The 17,081-nt window shown below is 70.5% G+C and carries 19 protein-coding genes; 9 read left to right on the forward strand and 10 right to left on the reverse strand.

All coding sequences use genetic code 11. The annotated features are described in order from the left end of the window. Positions 1-130 precede the first annotated feature (130 nt). Entirely contained in the window at positions 131-1,831 is a 1,701-nt protein-coding gene (treA, locus tag M3U25_RS12185) for an alpha,alpha-trehalase TreA (protein ID WP_355501102.1), read from the forward strand. Positions 1,832-1,901: 70 nt separating this feature from the next. On the opposite strand, the gene M3U25_RS12190 is transcribed toward treA, so the two are convergent. Further along, positions 1,902-2,675 (reverse strand): lytic transglycosylase domain-containing protein, encoded by a 774-nt coding sequence (locus tag M3U25_RS12190; RefSeq protein ID WP_355501099.1) that lies wholly within the window; start codon positions 2,673-2,675, stop codon positions 1,902-1,904. A 240-nt stretch (positions 2,676-2,915) separates the two neighbouring features. Continuing rightward, positions 2,916-3,950, reverse strand: coding sequence for a hypothetical protein (locus M3U25_RS12195; protein WP_355501097.1), 1,035 nt, complete (start codon positions 3,948-3,950; stop codon positions 2,916-2,918). A gap of 271 nt (positions 3,951-4,221) precedes the next feature. Here M3U25_RS12195 and M3U25_RS12200 point away from each other — a divergent pair, with 271 nt between their 5' ends. From M3U25_RS12200 to M3U25_RS12210, 3 genes are all read left to right on the forward strand, one after another. Next, positions 4,222-5,007, forward strand: a complete 786-nt coding sequence (locus tag M3U25_RS12200; RefSeq protein ID WP_355501094.1) for a transporter substrate-binding domain-containing protein — start codon at positions 4,222-4,224, stop codon at positions 5,005-5,007. Between the two features lie 84 nt (positions 5,008-5,091). Next, positions 5,092-5,385, forward strand: a complete 294-nt coding sequence (locus tag M3U25_RS12205; RefSeq protein WP_355501092.1) for a hypothetical protein — start codon at positions 5,092-5,094, stop codon at positions 5,383-5,385. Positions 5,386-5,394: 9 nt separating this feature from the next. After that, positions 5,395-5,565, forward strand: coding sequence for a hypothetical protein (locus tag M3U25_RS12210; RefSeq protein WP_355501089.1), 171 nt, complete (start codon positions 5,395-5,397; stop codon positions 5,563-5,565). Between the two features lie 284 nt (positions 5,566-5,849). Here M3U25_RS12210 and M3U25_RS12215 read toward each other — a convergent pair whose 3' ends face one another. Further along, positions 5,850-6,749 (reverse strand): AraC family transcriptional regulator, encoded by a 900-nt coding sequence (locus M3U25_RS12215; RefSeq protein WP_019797847.1) that lies wholly within the window; start codon positions 6,747-6,749, stop codon positions 5,850-5,852. A gap of 302 nt (positions 6,750-7,051) precedes the next feature. On the opposite strand from M3U25_RS12215, the gene M3U25_RS12220 reads away from it, so the two are divergent. Continuing rightward, on the forward strand, positions 7,052-7,411 hold the full coding sequence (locus tag M3U25_RS12220) for a hypothetical protein (protein ID WP_242084164.1): 360 nt from the start codon (positions 7,052-7,054) through the stop codon (positions 7,409-7,411). A gap of 30 nt (positions 7,412-7,441) precedes the next feature. On the opposite strand, the gene M3U25_RS12225 is transcribed toward M3U25_RS12220, so the two are convergent. The 4 genes from M3U25_RS12225 to M3U25_RS12240 form a co-directional block, all read right to left on the reverse strand. Next, positions 7,442-8,362 (reverse strand): CorA family divalent cation transporter, encoded by a 921-nt coding sequence (locus M3U25_RS12225; RefSeq protein WP_355501084.1) that lies wholly within the window; start codon positions 8,360-8,362, stop codon positions 7,442-7,444. Between the two features lie 78 nt (positions 8,363-8,440). Then, complete coding sequence (gene cycA / locus M3U25_RS12230) at positions 8,441-9,811, reverse strand: D-serine/D-alanine/glycine transporter (protein WP_048490601.1); 1,371 nt, start codon at positions 9,809-9,811, stop codon at positions 8,441-8,443. 139 nt (positions 9,812-9,950) lie between these two features. Next, on the reverse strand, positions 9,951-10,316 hold the full coding sequence (locus M3U25_RS12235; RefSeq protein ID WP_355501081.1) for a hypothetical protein: 366 nt from the start codon (positions 10,314-10,316) through the stop codon (positions 9,951-9,953). Between the two features lie 187 nt (positions 10,317-10,503). Continuing rightward, the gene (locus M3U25_RS12240; RefSeq protein WP_355501078.1) at positions 10,504-11,379 is read right to left on the reverse strand and encodes a DMT family transporter; all 876 of its coding nucleotides are present in this window, start codon (positions 11,377-11,379) and stop codon (positions 10,504-10,506) included. Positions 11,380-11,655: 276 nt separating this feature from the next. Here M3U25_RS12240 and M3U25_RS12245 point away from each other — a divergent pair, with 276 nt between their 5' ends. Further along, positions 11,656-12,117 (forward strand): cupin domain-containing protein, encoded by a 462-nt coding sequence (locus M3U25_RS12245; RefSeq protein WP_355501075.1) that lies wholly within the window; start codon positions 11,656-11,658, stop codon positions 12,115-12,117. Positions 12,118-12,220: 103 nt separating this feature from the next. Next, entirely contained in the window at positions 12,221-13,087 is an 867-nt protein-coding gene (locus tag M3U25_RS12250) for an SAM-dependent methyltransferase (protein ID WP_355501072.1), read from the forward strand. A gap of 24 nt (positions 13,088-13,111) precedes the next feature. Here the strand turns inward: M3U25_RS12250 and M3U25_RS12255 are convergent, their stop codons facing one another. Next, on the reverse strand, positions 13,112-14,005 hold the full coding sequence (locus tag M3U25_RS12255; protein ID WP_355501069.1) for a LysR family transcriptional regulator: 894 nt from the start codon (positions 14,003-14,005) through the stop codon (positions 13,112-13,114). A gap of 84 nt (positions 14,006-14,089) precedes the next feature. Here M3U25_RS12255 and M3U25_RS12260 point away from each other — a divergent pair, with 84 nt between their 5' ends. After that, positions 14,090-14,923 (forward strand): NAD(P)H-dependent oxidoreductase, encoded by an 834-nt coding sequence (locus M3U25_RS12260; protein WP_355501066.1) that lies wholly within the window; start codon positions 14,090-14,092, stop codon positions 14,921-14,923. 64 nt (positions 14,924-14,987) lie between these two features. After that, on the forward strand, positions 14,988-16,079 hold the full coding sequence (locus M3U25_RS12265) for a DUF1615 domain-containing protein (RefSeq protein WP_355501063.1): 1,092 nt from the start codon (positions 14,988-14,990) through the stop codon (positions 16,077-16,079). A gap of 27 nt (positions 16,080-16,106) precedes the next feature. Here the strand turns inward: M3U25_RS12265 and M3U25_RS12270 are convergent, their stop codons facing one another. Together M3U25_RS12270 and M3U25_RS12275 are read right to left on the reverse strand one after the other, a co-directional pair. After that, positions 16,107-16,439, reverse strand: a complete 333-nt coding sequence (locus M3U25_RS12270) for a hypothetical protein (protein ID WP_355501060.1) — start codon at positions 16,437-16,439, stop codon at positions 16,107-16,109. A gap of 126 nt (positions 16,440-16,565) precedes the next feature. Continuing rightward, a complete protein-coding gene (locus M3U25_RS12275) occupies positions 16,566-16,904 on the reverse strand; it encodes a DUF3817 domain-containing protein (protein WP_355501057.1) in 339 nt (112 codons plus the stop codon). Between the last annotated feature and the right edge of the window lie 177 nt (positions 16,905-17,081).

The following is a 17,081-nucleotide window of genomic DNA, read 5'->3' on the forward strand; positions in this document are numbered from 1 at the left end:
TCACCGGTACGAGCCGGGCGGCGCGCGGCCGCCAGGGCAGGATCGGCAGCCGCGTCTCCAGAGCCGGCCGCGCGCCCCGTCTCCGCTTCGGTCGTTTACCATGCCGCACGCATCCTGCTCTGGACCCGACATGAGCCATGCCGCTCCTCCCTGTTGCACCCCGCTGCTGAGCCTGTCGCTCGGCCTGTTGCTGGGCAACGTCGACACCGCCATGGCCGAGGCCGCGCCCGCGACGACGCTGACCGCACCGGTGCCGCCGCCGCAGACGCCCGACCTGGCCTACCCGGAACTGTTCCAGGCGGTGCAGCAGCAGGAGCTGTTCGACGATCAGAAGCACTTCGTCGATGCGCTGCCGCTGCGCGACCCGGCGCTGATCAACGCCGACTATCTGGCGCAGCGCCAGCAACCCGGCTTCGACCTGCGCCGCTTCGTCGCCGCCAACTTCGAGGAATCCGGCCCGGTACAGACCGAGGCGATCCGCCAGGACACCGGCCTGCGCGAGCACATCGACGCGCTGTGGCCGCTGCTGGTGCGCCGCCAGGTCGACGTGCCGCCCTACAGCAGCCTGCTGTCGCTGCCGCACCCCTACGTGGTACCGGGCGGGCGCTTCCGCGAGGTCTACTACTGGGATTCCTACTTCACCATGCTCGGCCTGGTGGAGAGCGGCGAGCACGAACGCAGCCGGCAGATGCTGGACAACTTCGCCTACCTGATCGACACCTACGGGCACATTCCCAACGGCAACCGCACCTACTACCTGAGCCGTTCGCAGCCGCCGTTCTTCTCGCACATGGTGCAGTTGCAGGCCAAGGTGGAAGGCGATGCCGCCTACGCGCGCTACCTGCCGCAGTTGCAGAAGGAGTACGCGTACTGGATGGAAGGCGCGCAGAGCCTGGCCCCAGGCCATGCACATGCGCACGTGGTGCGCCTGGCCGACGGCAGCCTGCTCAACCGCTACTGGGACGCCCGCGACACGCCGCGCCCGGAAGCCTGGCTGCACGACGTGCGCACCGCGGCCGAGGCCAAGGACCGCCCCGCCGCCGAGGTCTACCGCGACCTGCGCGCCGGCGCCGAGAGCGGCTGGGACTATTCCAGCCGCTGGCTCGGCGACCGCAAGACCCTGGCCAGCATCCGCACCACCGCCATCGTCCCGGTCGACCTCAACAGCCTGCTCTACCACCTGGAGAGCACCCTGGCCCTGGCCTGCGCCAAGAACCCGGGCGCGGCCGGCTGCGACACCGACTACGCCGCCCTGGCCAGCGCGCGCAAGACCGCGATCGACAAGCACCTGTGGAGCGATGCCGGCTACTACACCGACTACGACTGGCAGCAGCGCCGGCTGCGCGAGCAGGTCACCGCCGCGGCGCTGTACCCGCTGTTCGTCGGGGTCGCCTCGCCGGCGCGGGCCAAGCGCAGCGCCGACACCGTGCAGGCGCAGTTGCTGCGCCCGGGCGGCGTGGCGACCACGCGCCTGCACACCGGCCAGCAGTGGGACGAGCCCAACGGCTGGGCGCCGCTGCAATGGATCGCCGTGGACGGCCTGCGCCGCTACGGCCAGGACGCGCTGGCCCAGCGCATTGGCAGCCGTTTCCTGGCGCGGGTGCAGGCGCTGTTCGCGCAACAGCACAAGCTGGTGGAGAAGTACGGCGTGGACGCACAGGCCAAGGGCGGCGGTGGCGGCGAGTACGCGCTGCAGGACGGCTTCGGCTGGACCAACGGCGTGACCCTGCTGCTGATGGACCTGTACGCGGCGCCGGCTGCCACGCCGGCTGCGCCGCACGCGGAAGCGCAGGCGGACGCCGAGGCGGAGACGGAAGCCGTCGCGCTTTGAGCCGTGGCAGGCGCCGCGGCCACGCCGCGTCGGCCTGCGCACGCGGCATGGCCGGCGGTCGGCGCCGCCGCTACTGCGCCGGCGTCTCCACCGCGATGCCCATCGCCGTACGGTAGCGCTGGTACAGCGCCATCACCTTGTCGATGTACTCGCGGGTCTCCGCGTACGGCGGCACGCCGCCGTAGCGCGCCACCGTGCCGATGCCGGCGTTGTAGGCCGCCGCGGCCAGCACCCGGTCGCCGTCGTAGCGGCGCAACAGCGCGCGCATGTAGCGGGCACCGCCGGCGATCGACTGGTCGGCCGCGAACGGGTCGCGCACGCCATATTCCTTCGCCACCTCCGGCAACAGCTGCATCACCCCTTGCGCGCCCTTGGGCGAGACCGCGGCGGCGTCGAAGCCGCTCTCGGCATGCGCGATCGCGCGCAGCCACGGCTCGTCCACCCCGGTGGCCCGGGCCGCGGCACGGAACGGCCGGGCATGCACCTGCAGCTGCGGCGCCCCCACCTTGCCCAGGCCGGGATGCGCGCTCTCGCCGGGCGGGGTCACCGCGGTGAAGCGCAGGTAGGGCCGCGAACCCGGCAGGTTGCGCGTGGAGTAGACCAGCCGGCCGTCCTGCTCGCGCTCGTACAACGTGCCGCTGAACACGCCCAGGTTGCCCCACAGGTTGGGCATGGCGATCGCGGCATCGTCCAGTTCCTTCGGCGTGCAGCGCGAGCCCGGTTCCGGCGCCGTGGCCAGGCTGACCGTGCCGTCGCGCACGCAGCGGTACACGGTGCGCGCGGAAGCGCCGGCGACGACGCCGCAGCACAGCAACAGGCACAGCGCGGCACGGGCAAGCGGCATCGGGCAACTGATCGGACGGGACGGGCGCGCATCATCGCGCAGCGCGCGTCGACACGAGTGATGGCGGAGTTCGGCACGCTGTCCGACAGCGCCTCCCTCGTAGGAGCGGCTTCAGCCGCGACCACGGCGTCCCTGCAATGCCATCGCGGCTGAAGCCGCTCCTCCAGGAATCCGCAGCAAGCTGGCTGGTGCACTGTGGGAGGGACTTCAGTCCCGACGCTTCCAAGGTCGAATCACCGCCTACGGTGCGCACGCCGCCAGCTTCTGGTCGGCGTACCACAGCGCGCGCCGCGCCAGGTCGTAGGCGCTGTCGGCCTCGCGCGGCAGCAGTTGCTGCGCGCGGATCGGGTCGGCGCCCTTGGCCATGGCGGTTTCCACCTGCAGCAGCGCGTCCAGGTGCTGCTGCACCGGCGCCAGCAGGCGCGCGCGCTGCGCTGCCGGACAGGCGCCACGGCGTTGCTGCAGGTCGGCCAGGGCCTGGCGAATCCGCCGGCTGGCTTCACCCTCCAATCCGGGCGCCTTTTCGAAGGCGATCGGTGCGGCCTTGTAGGCATCGCCGGTGGCCTCGCTGCCGAGGTCGCTGGCGCGCTCGTGCAGCGCCGGGTTGAACCGCACGTCCGGCGGCGGCCGCGCTACCGCCGACTGATGGGTGTTCTTGGGCAATAGCTGCTTGATCGCCCGGTCGATGCCCTGCACGGCGACATCGCCGAGGGTGCCGTCGCTGGCCCAGTCCTTGTCGAAACGGGTCGATCGGTAGTCGATCGGGTTTGGCCGTTCGAGCAGGCGCTTGGACTTGGCGACGTCGCGCGGATTGAGCGTCCCCGGCGGCGTGCCCTGCGCCTGCGCGAACGGATCCACCGCCACCCCGTCCGGCAGGCGCGGACGGCCATCGCCGGTATAGAGCGTCGCCGCCATCCGCGTGCCGGCCGCGGTGGTCGGTGTCGGTGTCGGTGTCGGTGTCGGTGTCGGTGTCGGTGTCGGCGACGACGTGGACGTGGACGTGGACGGCGGCACCTCGGCGCCGCGTGGCTGCCGCATGGTCGCCGGCGTGCGCGCGGCCGCCGACGGCACCTGCGTGGCGGCCTGTGGCGGGACCGCAGCGCGCTGCGCGGGTTGCCGCGGCAGGAACACCAGGCGCAGCGCATCCTCGGCCGCCGGGCGCAGCGGCGCCGACGGCGCGCCCCACAGCAGCCGTCCCAATAAGGCCAGGATCATCACGGTCGCCAGTGCCGCCCATAGCTGCTGCCAACGGTCTTGCGCAGGGAGGGCGGTCACGACGGTCGGGAATCCATAGGCAGGCGACGATAGCGAATGTGGGGGGACGGACCTGTACAGCGTGCCGTGAGTTCCGTTGCCGGCGCGTGCCGCCGCGCGCGGCCGGCAGCGACGCGACGCCATCTGCGGCCGCGCCGCGCACGCAAAGCCTTGTCCTGCCAGGGATTGCGCCGGCGCATGCGGAAACCGGCTAAGGTGGCGCGCGCCGGCACTGCGACAGCCGGCGTACAGCCAGCGGGCGCCGATGCCCACCCTGCCGCAGGAGCACCGCATGACCCGACGCCTCGCCGCCGCCCTGCTCGGCGCCACACTCACGCTGCTGGCGCACGCCGCCCCGTCGCATCTGGACAGCGTCCTGCAACGCGGCGTGCTGCGCGTCTGCACCACCGGCGACTACGCGCCCTACAGCCGCCTGCGCGCCGACGGCGGCTACGAAGGCATCGACATCGCCCTGGCGCAGTCGCTGGCCGACAGCCTGGAGGTCAAGCTGCACTGGGTGCCGACGCGCTGGCCGAGCCTGCTGCCGGACCTGCACGCCGATCGATGCGACATCGCCGTCGGCGGCATCTCGGTGTCGCTGCCGCGGCAGCGCCAGGCCTGGTTCAGCGCGGTGCTGGAGGTCGACGGCAAGATCCCGCTGGTGCGCTGCGCCGACCAGGCGCGCTACCGCGACATCGCCCGAATCGACCGCCCCGAGGTGCGGGTCATCGAACCGCGCGGCGGCACCAACGAGGCCTTCGCCCGCCGCGAACTGCCGCATGCGCACCTGATCCTGTCCGACGACAACCCCGCCATCTTCCGCGACCTGCGCGAGGGCCGCGCCGACGTCATGATCACCGACGCCTCCGAAGCACGCTTCCAGCAGCGCCAGGTGCCGGGCCTGTGCGCGGTGGCGCCGCAGCAGCCGCTGCAGTACAGCGAAAAGGCCTTCCTGCTGCCGCGCGACGACATGGCCTGGAAGGCCTACGTGGACCAGTGGCTGCACCTGAGCAAGGCCAGCGGCGCCTATGCGCGGATCGTGGCGGCGTGGCTGGGCGATCCGGAGACAACGCGCTAGGCCTCCCGCCTGCCCACGCCCAGCCGCTATGCTGCCGCGGCCGGCGGCGTTCGCCCCGGCATGGGGACCCAACAAGGAGAGAGCATGAAACTGCAATGGAGAACGCTCGCGCTGCTGGGCGTGATGCTGCTGGCCGCCGGCTGCGCGACCAACAGCGTGGTGCACCAGAGCTACAAGGCGACCACCGCGGAAACCTACTGGTACCAGCTCACCGGCAACGACGACACCGATGCCGAGAGCCTGGCCATGTTCCGCCGCCAGCTCGACGCGCAACTGGACGCGGCGCACCTGCACGGCACGCAGGGCCAGGCCAATGCGCGCAAGATGACCATCGTCATCGACCACTACTACATGCGCAGCAATGGCGCGCGCTTCTAGGCCGGCATCATGGCCGGGCGCGACAAGATCAAGAGCCGCGTCAGCGTCGCCGATGCCAACGGCAAGACCGCCGCGCAGTTCGACGTCGAATCGACCAACAGCACCGCCTGGGGCACCTCCGAAGGCCTGATCGAGCGCCACGCCGAAGAGATCGTCGCGCGGCTCAAGCAACTGCAGTAACCCGTGGCGCCCGTGCAGGACTGCACCGGTCCTGCACGGCGCAGATGCAAGATGCCGCGCTGTCTGCAACGCACCTCGCATCATCTGATCCCACGACACTCAAGCCGGAGGCGGCTCCGCGTCTTGTAGGAGCGGCTTCAGCCGCGACCGGCTTTAGCGGGAACGCCCGTCGCGGCTGAAGCCGCTCCTACGGGACGCGCCTCGACGTGATGGGAGATGTCCTGTCGTCGATCAAGCAGCAGCACGTCAGCTGCGCACGGCGTCCCGCGCAGTGCCAGCACGGCTCAACCTGCCAAGCCGAGCTGTTCGGCCAGGTCGCTGCGCGGCGAACGCCCGTACAGCCGGCTGTATTCGCGACTGAACTGCGACGGGCTCTGATAGCCGACGCGGTAGCCGGCCGCGCCCACGTCCATGCGTTCGACCACCATCAGCCGCCGCGCCTCGCGCAGGCGCAATTGCTTCTGGTACTGCAGCGGCGTCATCGCCGCCACCGCGCTGAAATGGTGATGCAGCGAGGACACGCTCATGTTGACCTGGCGCGCCAGGTCCTCGATCCGCAGCGGCTCGGCGTAGTGCTGGCGCAACCAGGCGATGGCCTTGGCGATGCGGTTGCTGGGGCTGTCCTCCTGGGCGATGCGCAGCAGGTTCGGCCCGCACGGCCCGACCAGCAGGCGGTACAGGATCTCCTGCTCGATCAGCGGCGCCATCGCGGCGATGTCGGCCGGGCGTTCCAGCAGCCGCAGCATGCGCAGCGTGGCATCCAGCAGGTCCGGACAGGCGGTGTTGACCGAGACCCCGCGCGGGCGCTCGGCGCCGACCTGCGGCGGCAAGGGAATGCGCTCGAGCAGTTCGCGCAGCCGGTCCGGCCGGATCGACATGCCCACGCCCAGCAGCGGCTGTTCCGGGCTGGCCTGGGTGATGCGCGAGACCACCGGCAGATCCAGCGTCACCAGCAGAAAGGTGCCGACCCCGTAGCGATACTCCTCGTTGCCCAGGGTGAGGCATTTCTCGCCCTGCAGCACCAGCGCGAAGACCGGCCACTGCGCGGTGTGCGTCTTCGGCGACGGCGCGGAGCGGTAGGAACAGAAGAAGCCCTCGATGGCGGTGTCGTGGTCGCCATCGGGCGTGGCCAATCGGGCAACCAGGGCGGCCATTTCCTGGTAGCGGTGGGCGAGCGCGGTCATCGGCAAGGGCGCCGTAGCGTGCGGAGGAGGAAGGCAAGCTTGCACGATGCTGCGCCGGCACGGACCACGGCGCGACGCGGCTTGCAGGATCGTACAAGAATTCCGTTGGATCGCGCTAACGCGCCGGCGGCGCGGGCCAGCATCCTGTGTCGGCCGGTTCCCCTACCGGCGCCGTCCCGGAACGCCCGCCCCCGCCCGCCTGTTCCGGCCGTTCGGCCCTGTCCCTTCCCCCATGCCCGCCGTCGCGCTGCCGCGTCGCCACCAGCGCGCCGTGCGGGCGATGCAGACCGCAGGAGAGACCGATGCATCCCCATACCGAAGCCCTGGAAATCGCCACCTTCCGCCTGCTGGACTGCACCTGGCGCACCTTCCTGCGCGCCAACGCCGAGGTCGATGCGTGGCTGCAGCGCCAGCCCGGCTTCCGCTCGCGGCGCATCGCCCGCCGCCGCGACGGCAGCGTGGTCGACATGGTGCTGTGGGACAGCGTGGCGCACGGCACCGCGTCGGCGCGGCGGCTGATGCGCGAACTGCAGGGTGCGGCGATTCACGCCCTGATCGATCCGGACACGGTGTCGTGGGACATCGCCCCGGTGCAGCACGTCAGCGGCGAAGAGCACGACGCGGCGGACGCCGCAGCACAGGCCGACAGCCTCGCGGCGTGATCCTGCGCGGCCGGCGCCGCGCGCAGTGGCTCAGACCCAGCCGCGCCGGCGGAACCACGCCAGCGGCAACAGCATGCTCAGCGCGATCACGCCCAGCGCCCAGTAGTAGGCGTCGTGCCATTTCAGCTCGGGCATGTGCGCGAAGTTCATGCCCCAGATGCCGACCAGCACCGTCGGCGGGATGCCCACCACCGAGGCCACCGCCATCACCTTCATCACGTTGTTCTGGTCGACGTTGATCATGCCCAGCACGCTGTCGAGCAGGAACTCGATGCGATCGTCCAGGTGCTGCTCGAATTCGATGAGCGTGGACAGATCCTTGTGCAACAGGCCGATGCGCTTGGCCGCGTCCTCGCCGAACCAGTCCGGCGCCGCATCGCCCAGGTAGGTGGCCAGGCGCAGCAGGCCGTGGCCGGCGTTGTGCATGCCGCCCAGGCGCCGGCCCATGTCGCCGACGTCGTGCAGCATCCGCTCCAGGTGCCGCGACTTGTGCCGCGCATGCGGCTTGGCGAACGCGGCGCGCGTGGTCTCGGTGATCTGCGCCTCCAGCGCTTCCAGGCGGTCGGCCAGGCGCCCGACCAGTTCGTCGAGCAGGCGCAGCAGCAGGTCGTCGGTGCTGCGGCAGGGGCTGTGCTGCAACTGCGCGGCCACCGCGTCCAGCGAGGCCATCGGCTGCTCGCGCTGGGTCACCAGCACCCGCGGCGACACCGCGAAACCGAGCGGCGCGGTCGGGCCGTCCTCGTCCTGGAAGCGCGGCACGTTGAGGAACAGCACCTCGCCTTCCACCCGCACCCGGCTGCTGAACTCGATCTCGCCGATGGCCGCGCGCGTCGGCACGGCGAAGCCGACCTTGCGGTCGACCTCGGCCAGGTCCGCCTCGCTCGGCTGGCACAGGTCCACCCAGCACACCGGTGTGTCGGAGGTGCCGCCAAGGCGATGGAGAGTGATCATCGGGACGGGCTCGCGCAGGAAAGGCCGCGAGCATCCGTCAGCGCGCGCAGAGCGTCAACGACCGCCGCGCGCACCGGTTCAGGCGCTGCGGCGCTTCAACGCGTAGCCCACGCCCAGCAGCAGGAACCACACCGGGCTGGCGAACAGCGCCTGGCGGGTATCGGCCTGCAGGGTCAGCAGCGCCAGCACGAAGGCGAAGAACGCCAGGCACACGTAGCACATGACCACGCCGCCGGGCATCTTGAACGCGGACGCCGCATGCAACTGCGGGCGCTTGCGCCGGTAGGCGATGTAGGCGCACAGGATCAGCGACCAGACGAACATGAACAGCACCGCGGCCAGCGTGGTGACCAGGGTGAACGCGGTGACCAGGTTCGGGATCAGGTACATCAGCACGGTGCCGCCGAGCAGGCAGGCGCAGGAAAATAGCAGCCCGCGCGCCGGCACCGCCGCACGCGAAAGCCGGGCGAAGCCGCGCGGCGCGTGGCGCTCCTCGGCCAGGCCGTAGAGCATGCGGCTGGTGGAGAAGATGCCGCTGTTGGCCGAGGACGTGGCCGAGGTCAGCACCACGAAGTTGATCAGGCTGGCCGCGGCCGGCACGCCGGCCAGCACGAACAGCTCCACGAACGGACTCTTGCCCGGCACCACTTCGCGCCACGGCGTCACCGCCATGATCGCCACCAGCGCCAGCACGTAGAACACCAGGATGCGCACCGGGATCGAGTTGATCGCCTTGGGCAGGTTGCGGCGCGGGTCGGCGGTCTCGGCGGCGGTGGTGCCGACCAGCTCGATGCCGACGAAGGCGAACACCGCGATCTGGAAGCCGGCGAAGAACCCGCCCAGCCCCATCGGGAACATGCCGCCGTCGTTCCACAGGTTGGCCAGCGAGGCCACGTGCCCGGACGGCGACTGAAAGCCCCAGGCGACCAGGCCGGCGCCGGTGAGGATCAGCGCGCAGATCGCGATGATCTTGATGAGCGCGAACCAGAATTCCATCTCGCCGAACAGCTTCACCGTCACCAGGTTCAGCCCCAGCAGCAACAGCACGCACAGCATCGCCGGGATCCACGGCGCCAGCGTCGGGAACCAGAACTGCGCGTAGGCGGCGATCGCGATCACGTCGGCGATGGCGGTGATGATCCAGCAAAACCAGTAGGTCCAGCCGCAGAAGAACCCGGCCCAGGGCCCCAGCAGGTCGGTGGAGAAGTCGATGAACGACTTGTACTCCAGGTTCGACAGCAGCAGCTCGCCCATCGCGCGCATCACGAAGAACAGCATCACGCCGATGATCAGGTACACGAACAGGATCGACGGCCCGGCCAGGCTGATGGTCTTGCCCGAGCCCATGAACAGGCCGGTGCCGATCGCTCCGCCGATCGCGATCAACTGCAGGTGGCGGTTGGACAGGCTGCGCTGCAGGTGGTCGGGCTGGGCGGACGGATCGGTCATGAGCGCAGGCCATCGCGAGGGATTAGCCTGCAAACATAGAAGATGGCGGCAGCGCGCGCCAGCCGCGCGTGCGCCGGGTGGCCCCCGCAGCGGCGCGGACGGCGCCGCATGCCGCCCGGGACGCCGCGGGGGCCGTCGCTCAGGCCAGCGCGCCGCCCTGCCCGATCGCCACGAAGCTGAAATCGCGGTCGGACTGGTTGCCGCCGCCATCGCCGGTCTTCAGCAGGACCTGGCCCGCATCCAGGCGGATGATCACCGCGTTGTCGCAGGTGCTGCCGTCGCCGGGATAGATCTGGGTCACCGACACCCCGTCCAGCGCCTGGAACGGCGGCTGGAAGCTCACCAGGTAATGCCCGGTGCTGACATGCGCCACCGTGTACCCCGCGCCGTTGCGGACCGCACCGTCCGCGCCGACCACGCCTGCCACCACCCGCACGCCGGACGCACCGACCGCGCCCGCATGGGCCGCGGCGTCGAGCAACTGCCCCATCGCATTGTTCGTCATGCCGTTCTCCGATCTTGATAAGGAAAGTCCGATGACGTGGCGACCGCAGCGGTCCCTTGCAGCCACACGCGCCGCTGTCCTGCCTCGTCCGTGAGTCGGCAGCATCGCCGCGCTGCGCGCGCGGCCGTATCGGCGATTTCCTGATCGGCGCCGGGGCGGCGACCGAGATCGGCTCAGGCGGCGACACTCACACCAATTTGGTGCGCCGCCACCACCGCGTGACCTTCTCCTCGCGCACCAGGGTGAACAGCCCGGCGCCCAGGATCAGCGCGATGCCCACCGCCATCGGCCAGTCCAGGTGGTCGTGGAACAGCCAGTAGCCGAAGCCGATCGCCCACAGCATCTGGCTGTACTGGGTCGGCGCCACCGCGCTGATCGGCGCCGCGCGCGAGGCGTACATCATGAAGATCGCAGCCAGGCCGGCGAGCAGGCCATAGCCGGCCAGCAGGATCCACTGCTGCCAGCTCGGCCAGACGAAGGTCGGCAGCATCAGCAGCCCGCCCATCAGCAGCGGGCCGAGCACGCCGGCGCCGTACAGGGTCAGGCGCTTCTCGCCCGGCCCGGCCATGCGCAGGCTGATCACCGACACCGCCCCCACCAGCCCGCAGACGATCGCCGCGACATGGCCCTGGCCCAGGTGCCGGAACCCCGGCCGCAACACCACCAGCACGCCGATGAAGCCGACGATCACCGCCAGCCAGCGCCGCCAGCGCACTTCTTCCTTGAGCAGCAGCACCGACAGCACGGTGACGAAGATCGGCATCAGGAAGATCAGCGCGAACGCCTCGGCCATCGGCAGCAGGGTGAACGCGGTGACCGCGGACAGATTGCCGGCCGCGCCGGTGAACGCGCGCAGCAGCCAGATGCTCGGCCGCTGCGCCACCACCACCTCGCGCCAGCGATCGCCCGGCTTCTTCAGAAACGGCAGCGCCGACAGCATCAGCAGCGCCCCGAAGAACACCACCTCGTAGGCCGGAAGCGACCCCTCCAGCCCCTTCACGAAGGCATCGCTGATCGAATAGGCGGCATAACAGGCGAAACCGAGCAGCACACCCTTGAGCATGGAGGATCCTGGCCGGCAGCGGCGCTGCGACGGCGTACGTGGGGGGATAGTCAGTATCCCTCTTTTGCCGTGGGTGTGGCGCCGCGGCCGGCCCCATCGCCAATCCGCAAGGCTCGCTGCGGTGCGGCCTGGACCCGCCGCGGATCGCCGCCTGCAGTCCTTCGAGATCAATGCGCAGCCTGGCAGGCCATCGGCGACCTGCGTGCCCCTGCGAGGCGCACACGGTGGTCCTACACTGCATCCTCCGATTGGCAAGCACGGCACAGGGAACCGACGATGCCCAAGCTCGACCTCAGCGCCATCCCCGAACGCCTGGGCACCGGCTATCCGCCGCCCTTCGACGCACCATGCGCACAGCGCATGCGCCAGCGCCTCGGCGACGCCGGCGGGCTGCGCGACTTCGGCGTCAACCTGACGCGCCTGCCGCCTGGCGGATGGTCGGCCCAGCGCCATTGGCATTGCGAGGAAGACGAGTTCGTCTACGTGATCGAGGGGGAACTGGTGCTGATCGAGGACGACGGCGAGATTCTGTTGCGCGCAGGCGAATGCGCGGCATTCCCGAAGAATTCGGGCAACGGCCATCACCTGGTCAACCGATCCGATGCGGACGCCGTGTATCTCGAAGTCGGTTCGCGTTCGCCGGACGATGTGATCACCTGTTCGGACATCGACATGATGAGCCCGAGCCGCGACGGGCGGTTCCTGCACAAGGACGGCACGCCGTATCCGGAGCGGTGACGCAGGCGAGCCGGTCGGCTCAAGGTGATGCGCAACGACGGGCGCCGCCGGCGCGACCAGACGCCGCCGATGTTGCTACGATGCGCTCCCGCATCCGAGCCCCATGCCGCGCCGTGGCGCCGGCAGATCCCACGTGACCCGCTATTCCGGCCCCCTGCTCACCCGTCCGCTCGCCGCCGCGCTGCTCGCCGCGCGCGATGCCGGCGCCACCATTTGGTCCGGTTCGTTCGACCTGGAGCGCAGTCAGGGTCAGGCACTGCTTGGCGCCGAACGCTGGCAGTGGCAGGGACGCGACTACCCCTATCCGGGCAAGCTCAAGGACCGCACGCTCTATTACTGGGATGGCGAGGATTTCGAAGCGGTGTCGCGCTTCGGCGGCGCGCTGATCAAGCTGGTGCCCACCGAATGGGGTGCGCCGACCTTCGAGATCGACGGCATCAAGATGTTGCCCAGCGCGCAGCTGTCGCCGTTCGAGGACGCGCGGCGCAAGGTGGCGCTGGTGGAACCACGCGGCAAGCAGGTACTCGACACCTGCGGCGGCCTCGGCTATTTCGCCGCCTGCGCGCTGGAGGCCGGCGTCGCGCAGCTGCACTCGTTCGAGAAGAACGCCGACGTGCTGTGGTTGCGCACGCTCAATCCGTGGTCGCCGGATCCGGCCGCCAGCGAGGGTCGCCTGCAGCTGACCCATTGCGATGTCGGCGCCGCCATCGGCAACATCGCCGACGCATCGATGGACGCGATCCTGCACGACCCGCCGCGCTTCGGCATCGCCGGGGAGCTCTACGCGCAAACCTTCTACGACCAGCTCGCGCGGGTGCTGCGCCGCGGCGGCCGGCTGTTCCACTACACCGGCACGCCGAACAAGCTCACCAGCGGCCGCGACGTGCCGCGCGAGGTGGCCAAGCGCCTGGAGAAGGCCGGCTTCGCCGCGCAACTGGCGCTGGACGGGGTGCTGGCCACGCGCCGCTGAGGCGGTCGCGCGCCCAACGCGGCATCAGATCGACGCGAGGAGGTGCTCGCGCAACCAGCGATGCGCCGGATCGCGGTGCACACGCTCGTGCCAGAGCATGGCCATTTCGTAGCCCGGCAATTCCAGCGGCGGTGCGCACACCTGCAGGCCGGACTGCCCACGCACCAGGCGCTCGGGGAGCATCGCCACCAGGTCGCTGCGCTGGAGCGCCGCGACGACGAACAGGAAGTGCGGCACCGACAGCACCACGCGGCGCTGCAGGCCGCGCGCACGCAATGCCGCATCGGTCACGCCGCTGAAGCCGCCGCCATCGGGCGAGACGATGACATGCTCGAGCGCGCAGAACTGCGCCAGGCTCGGCCGCCGGCGTAACCGCGGATGGCCGGTACGGCCGACCAGCGCATAACGCTCGGCGAACAGCGTGCGGCGGTGCAGGCCGGGCGGCGCGTCGGCGACGGTATGCAGGGCCAGATCGATCTGGCCCTGTTCGGCCTGTTGCGCGATCGCTGGCGGCGCCAGTTGCAGCACCGCCAGTTGGGTCCCCGGCGCCACCCGGCGCAAGGCGGCGATCGCCGGCAGCAGCACGGTGGAGGCACCGTAGTCGCTGGCCGCCACTCGCCACAGCGTCTGCGCGCGCGCCGGATCGAACGGCGCTTCCGGCGCCACCGCCTGCTGCAGCGCCTGCAAGGCCTCGCGCAACGGGGCGCGCAGCGCCTCGGCGCGGACGGTGGGGCGCATCCCGCGCGGCCCCGGCAGCAGCAGCGGATCGTCCAGCGCCTCGCGCAGCTTGGCCAAGTGCACGCTGACCGACGGCTGAGACAGATGCAGACGCGCCGCGGCGCGGGTCACGTTGTGCGTGTCCAGCAACGTGTCCAGCGTCAGCAACAGATTGAGATCCAGGCGCCGTAGATCAACCATGGCAATAGCGGGAATTAAAGTAATTCATTTCCACTATAGCGAACGACGGCCTAGCGTGCAGACCTTCCCTCACCGAGCACCCGCATGAACGTATTGCTGGTCTACGCCCATCCCGAACCCACCTCGCTCAATGGCGCCCTCAAGCAGGTGGCGGTGCAACGCCTGCAGGACGCCGGCCATCGCGTGCAGGTGTCGGACCTGTATGCGATGGACTGGAAGTCCACGGTCGACGCACAGGACAGCCTGGACGGCGCGGCGGACGCGCGCTTCGATCCCTCGCGCGACTCGCAACGCGCCTTCGCCAGCGGCCGCCAGCGCGCGGACATCGCCGCCGAGCAGGACAAACTGCGCTGGGCCGATGCGCTGCTGCTGCAGTTCCCGCTGTGGTGGTTCTCGATGCCGGCCATCCTCAAGGGCTGGGTGGATCGGGTATATGCCTGCGGCTTCGCCTACGGCGTCGGCGAACACTCCGACACGCACTGGGGCGATCGCTACGGCGAAGGCATGCTGGCCGGCAAGCGCGCGATGCTGATCGTCACCGCCGGCGGCTGGGAATCGCACTACGCGCCGCGCGGCATCAACGGCCCCATCGACGCCCTGCTGTTCCCGATCCAGCACGGCATCCTGCACTACCCGGGCTTCGACGTACTGCCGCCGTTCGTGGTCTACCGCAGCGGCCGCATGGATGCGGCGCGTTTCGCGCAGACCAGCGCGGCGCTAGGCGAGCGCCTGGATGCATTGTTCAGTGCCGCGCCGATCGCCTTCCGCAAGCAGAACGGCGGCGACTACGCGATTCCGGCGCTGACGCTGCGGGAGGATCTCGCCCCCGGCCGCAGCGGCTTCGGCATCCACGTGGCCGATACTGAAGCGCACGCGGCAGCGGCCTCCGATCGCGTAGCGTCGACCCCGGCGGCGTAGGCGCGGTGCCGACGCCGCGCCTGTAGGATGCAGACGATCGCCATCCCGCAGAACCGCCTCGCCGATGCCCGCCGCCGTCTTCGTTCGCCTGCTCGCCGCGTGCACCCTCGCCTTGCTCGGCGCCTGCGCCACGCAGGCGCCGCGCGTGCCCGAGCGCACGCCCAGCGAGGTCAAGGCGGACATCACCCGGCGCATCCCGGCGACGGTGCCCGACCGCCGCGGCTGGGCCGACGACGTCTACGTGGCCCTGGCTTCGCAGAACCTGCCTACCAGCGCCGACACCATCTGCGCCGTACTGGCGGTGATCGAACAGGAATCGACCTACCAGACCACCCCCCCGGTGCCGGGACTGGGCAAGATCGCGCGGGCGGAACTGCAGCGGCGCGCGGCCGCGCTGCATGTGCCGGCGTTCGCGCTGGATGCTGCACTGCAGTTGCGCGGGCCCGATGGGCGCAGCTATGCCGAGCGGCTGGCCGCCGCGCGCAACGAGCAGGACCTCAGCGCCCTCTTCGAGGACATCGCCGGCAGCGTGCCGCTGGGCCAGCGCCTGTTCGGCGATCTCAACCCGGTGCACACCGCCGGGCCGATGCAGGTGAGCATCGCCTTTGCCGAAGCGCATACCGACGGCTACCCGTACCCGCTGACCGACAGCGTGCGCCACGCGGTGTTCAGCCGCCGCGGCGGCATCTGGTTCGGCACCCGCCACCTGCTCGGCTACCCGAACGAGGCGGCGATGCTATACCGCTTCGCCGACTTCAATGCCGGCTGGTACGCCAGCCGCAATGCCGCGTTCCAGGCCGCGCTGGCGCGCGCCAGCGGCATCGCCCTGGCGCTGGACGGCGACCTGCTGACGCCGGGTGCCGATCTCGACGCTCCCGGCGCCACCGAGCGCGCCGCACGCAGCCTGGGCACGCCGTTAGGCATGGATACGCGCAGGATCCGCCGCGAGCTGCAGCGCGGTGGCGACGCCGACTTCGCCGACAGCGCCCTGTATCGCCAGGTGTTCGCGCTGGCCGAACGCGATGCCGGCAAGCCGCTGCCACGCGCGGTGCTGCCAGGCATCGCCCTGGAAAGCCCGAAGATCACCCGCAAGCTGACCACGGCCTGGTTCGCGCAGCGCGTGGCCGAGCGCTGGCAACGCTGCCTGGCCAAGTGATGGCCGCGACACACCGATGGCGGCGCACTACTTCGGCTTGCGCAGCGCCATCAGCGACCAGCCAAGGGCGACGGCCAGCGCCAGCAGCACGAGGCTGAGCACGCCGTCCCACGCGATCGAGAACCAATAGTGGTCAGGATCGGTCTGCAGCAGATAGACCCGTGCCGGGCCGATTCTCGATGCGCCAATGTACACGCCGCTCGACAGCGCCTTCGCCAGCAGGTACAGCTTCACCACAGCGCTCGCGCCGATGGCCGCGGCCATCAGCAGCAACACCGGCCGTTGCAGACGCGCGAGCAGCCGCTGCAGGCGCGTGGGTACCGGCATTGGCGGGGGCGGTCGTCGTTGGCGTTTGCCCATGGCGTCCTCGCCTGCGCTAGGCGCTGCAGTTTAGAGCGACGCCGAACAACGCCGGCCCAATGCACCACCGACGCAGCGCATCCGCACGCAACAACCTGCGTCGCCGCGGACGCAGCGGCGCCTGCGTTATCGCACTGTGCGCTGCCGCGGCGCGCCGAGCAGACCGATCCTGCGGAACCACAGTTCCAGCGGCACCGTGACCAGCGGCGGCAACGCCGCCAACAGGCTCAACGCCCAGGCCCACCAGGGCCAGCGCAGACGCAGCGCCGCGACCAGGCTGGCGACCACGTACAGCAGGAACGCCACGCCGTGCAGGCGGCCGAACAGCCACACGCCCAGCTCGGTGGTCTGGGTGCCGTACTTGAGCAGCATGCCGAGCAACAGGCCGGCCCAGGTCAGGCCTTCGAACACGGCGGCAGCGGCGAACAGCCGGCCCACCGGCGACAACGGAGCAGAAGAAGACAAGGACACGCGCGACTCCAGTGAGGGAACGAGGCCGCGACGCGATGGCGGCGGCGACGCCCGCTGGCAGTGGCATTGTAGAGCGTGCCGTCGCGCTTGGCGCATCGGTGCGGACCGGGCGCACCAAGTGCACCGATCCGTCACCTGTTAGCCGGCAGTGCGCCGCAGCGCACCGCGGCA

The organism is Xanthomonas sp. PPL134 (assembly GCF_040595915.1).
In the GTDB taxonomy this organism is placed as follows: domain Bacteria; phylum Pseudomonadota; class Gammaproteobacteria; order Xanthomonadales; family Xanthomonadaceae; genus Xanthomonas_A; species Xanthomonas_A indica.

Excerpts from the sequence above, each read along its gene's own strand:
- M3U25_RS12250 (WP_355501072.1), top strand. The coding sequence starts at position 12,221 with ATGCCGCGCCGTGGCGCCGGCAGATCCCACGTGACCCGCTATTCCGGC.
- M3U25_RS12235 (WP_355501081.1), bottom strand. The coding sequence starts at position 10,316 with ATGACGAACAATGCGATGGGGCAGTTGCTCGACGCCGCGGCCCATGCG.
- M3U25_RS12240 (WP_355501078.1), bottom strand. The coding sequence starts at position 11,379 with ATGCTCAAGGGTGTGCTGCTCGGTTTCGCCTGTTATGCCGCCTATTCG.
- M3U25_RS12245 (WP_355501075.1), top strand. The coding sequence starts at position 11,656 with ATGCCCAAGCTCGACCTCAGCGCCATCCCCGAACGCCTGGGCACCGGC.
- M3U25_RS12205 (WP_355501092.1), top strand. The coding sequence starts at position 5,092 with ATGAAACTGCAATGGAGAACGCTCGCGCTGCTGGGCGTGATGCTGCTG.
- M3U25_RS12225 (WP_355501084.1), bottom strand. The coding sequence starts at position 8,362 with ATGATCACTCTCCATCGCCTTGGCGGCACCTCCGACACACCGGTGTGC.
- M3U25_RS12255 (WP_355501069.1), bottom strand. The coding sequence starts at position 14,005 with ATGGTTGATCTACGGCGCCTGGATCTCAATCTGTTGCTGACGCTGGAC.
- M3U25_RS12190 (WP_355501099.1), bottom strand. The coding sequence starts at position 2,675 with ATGCCGCTTGCCCGTGCCGCGCTGTGCCTGTTGCTGTGCTGCGGCGTC.
- M3U25_RS12215 (WP_019797847.1), bottom strand. The coding sequence starts at position 6,749 with ATGACCGCGCTCGCCCACCGCTACCAGGAAATGGCCGCCCTGGTTGCC.
- cycA (WP_048490601.1), bottom strand. The coding sequence starts at position 9,811 with ATGACCGATCCGTCCGCCCAGCCCGACCACCTGCAGCGCAGCCTGTCC.
- M3U25_RS12260 (WP_355501066.1), top strand. The coding sequence starts at position 14,090 with ATGAACGTATTGCTGGTCTACGCCCATCCCGAACCCACCTCGCTCAAT.
- treA (WP_355501102.1), top strand. The coding sequence starts at position 131 with ATGAGCCATGCCGCTCCTCCCTGTTGCACCCCGCTGCTGAGCCTGTCG.
- M3U25_RS12210 (WP_355501089.1), top strand. The coding sequence starts at position 5,395 with ATGGCCGGGCGCGACAAGATCAAGAGCCGCGTCAGCGTCGCCGATGCC.
- M3U25_RS12270 (WP_355501060.1), bottom strand. The coding sequence starts at position 16,439 with ATGGGCAAACGCCAACGACGACCGCCCCCGCCAATGCCGGTACCCACG.
- M3U25_RS12200 (WP_355501094.1), top strand. The coding sequence starts at position 4,222 with ATGACCCGACGCCTCGCCGCCGCCCTGCTCGGCGCCACACTCACGCTG.
- M3U25_RS12265 (WP_355501063.1), top strand. The coding sequence starts at position 14,988 with ATGCCCGCCGCCGTCTTCGTTCGCCTGCTCGCCGCGTGCACCCTCGCC.
- M3U25_RS12220 (WP_242084164.1), top strand. The coding sequence starts at position 7,052 with ATGCATCCCCATACCGAAGCCCTGGAAATCGCCACCTTCCGCCTGCTG.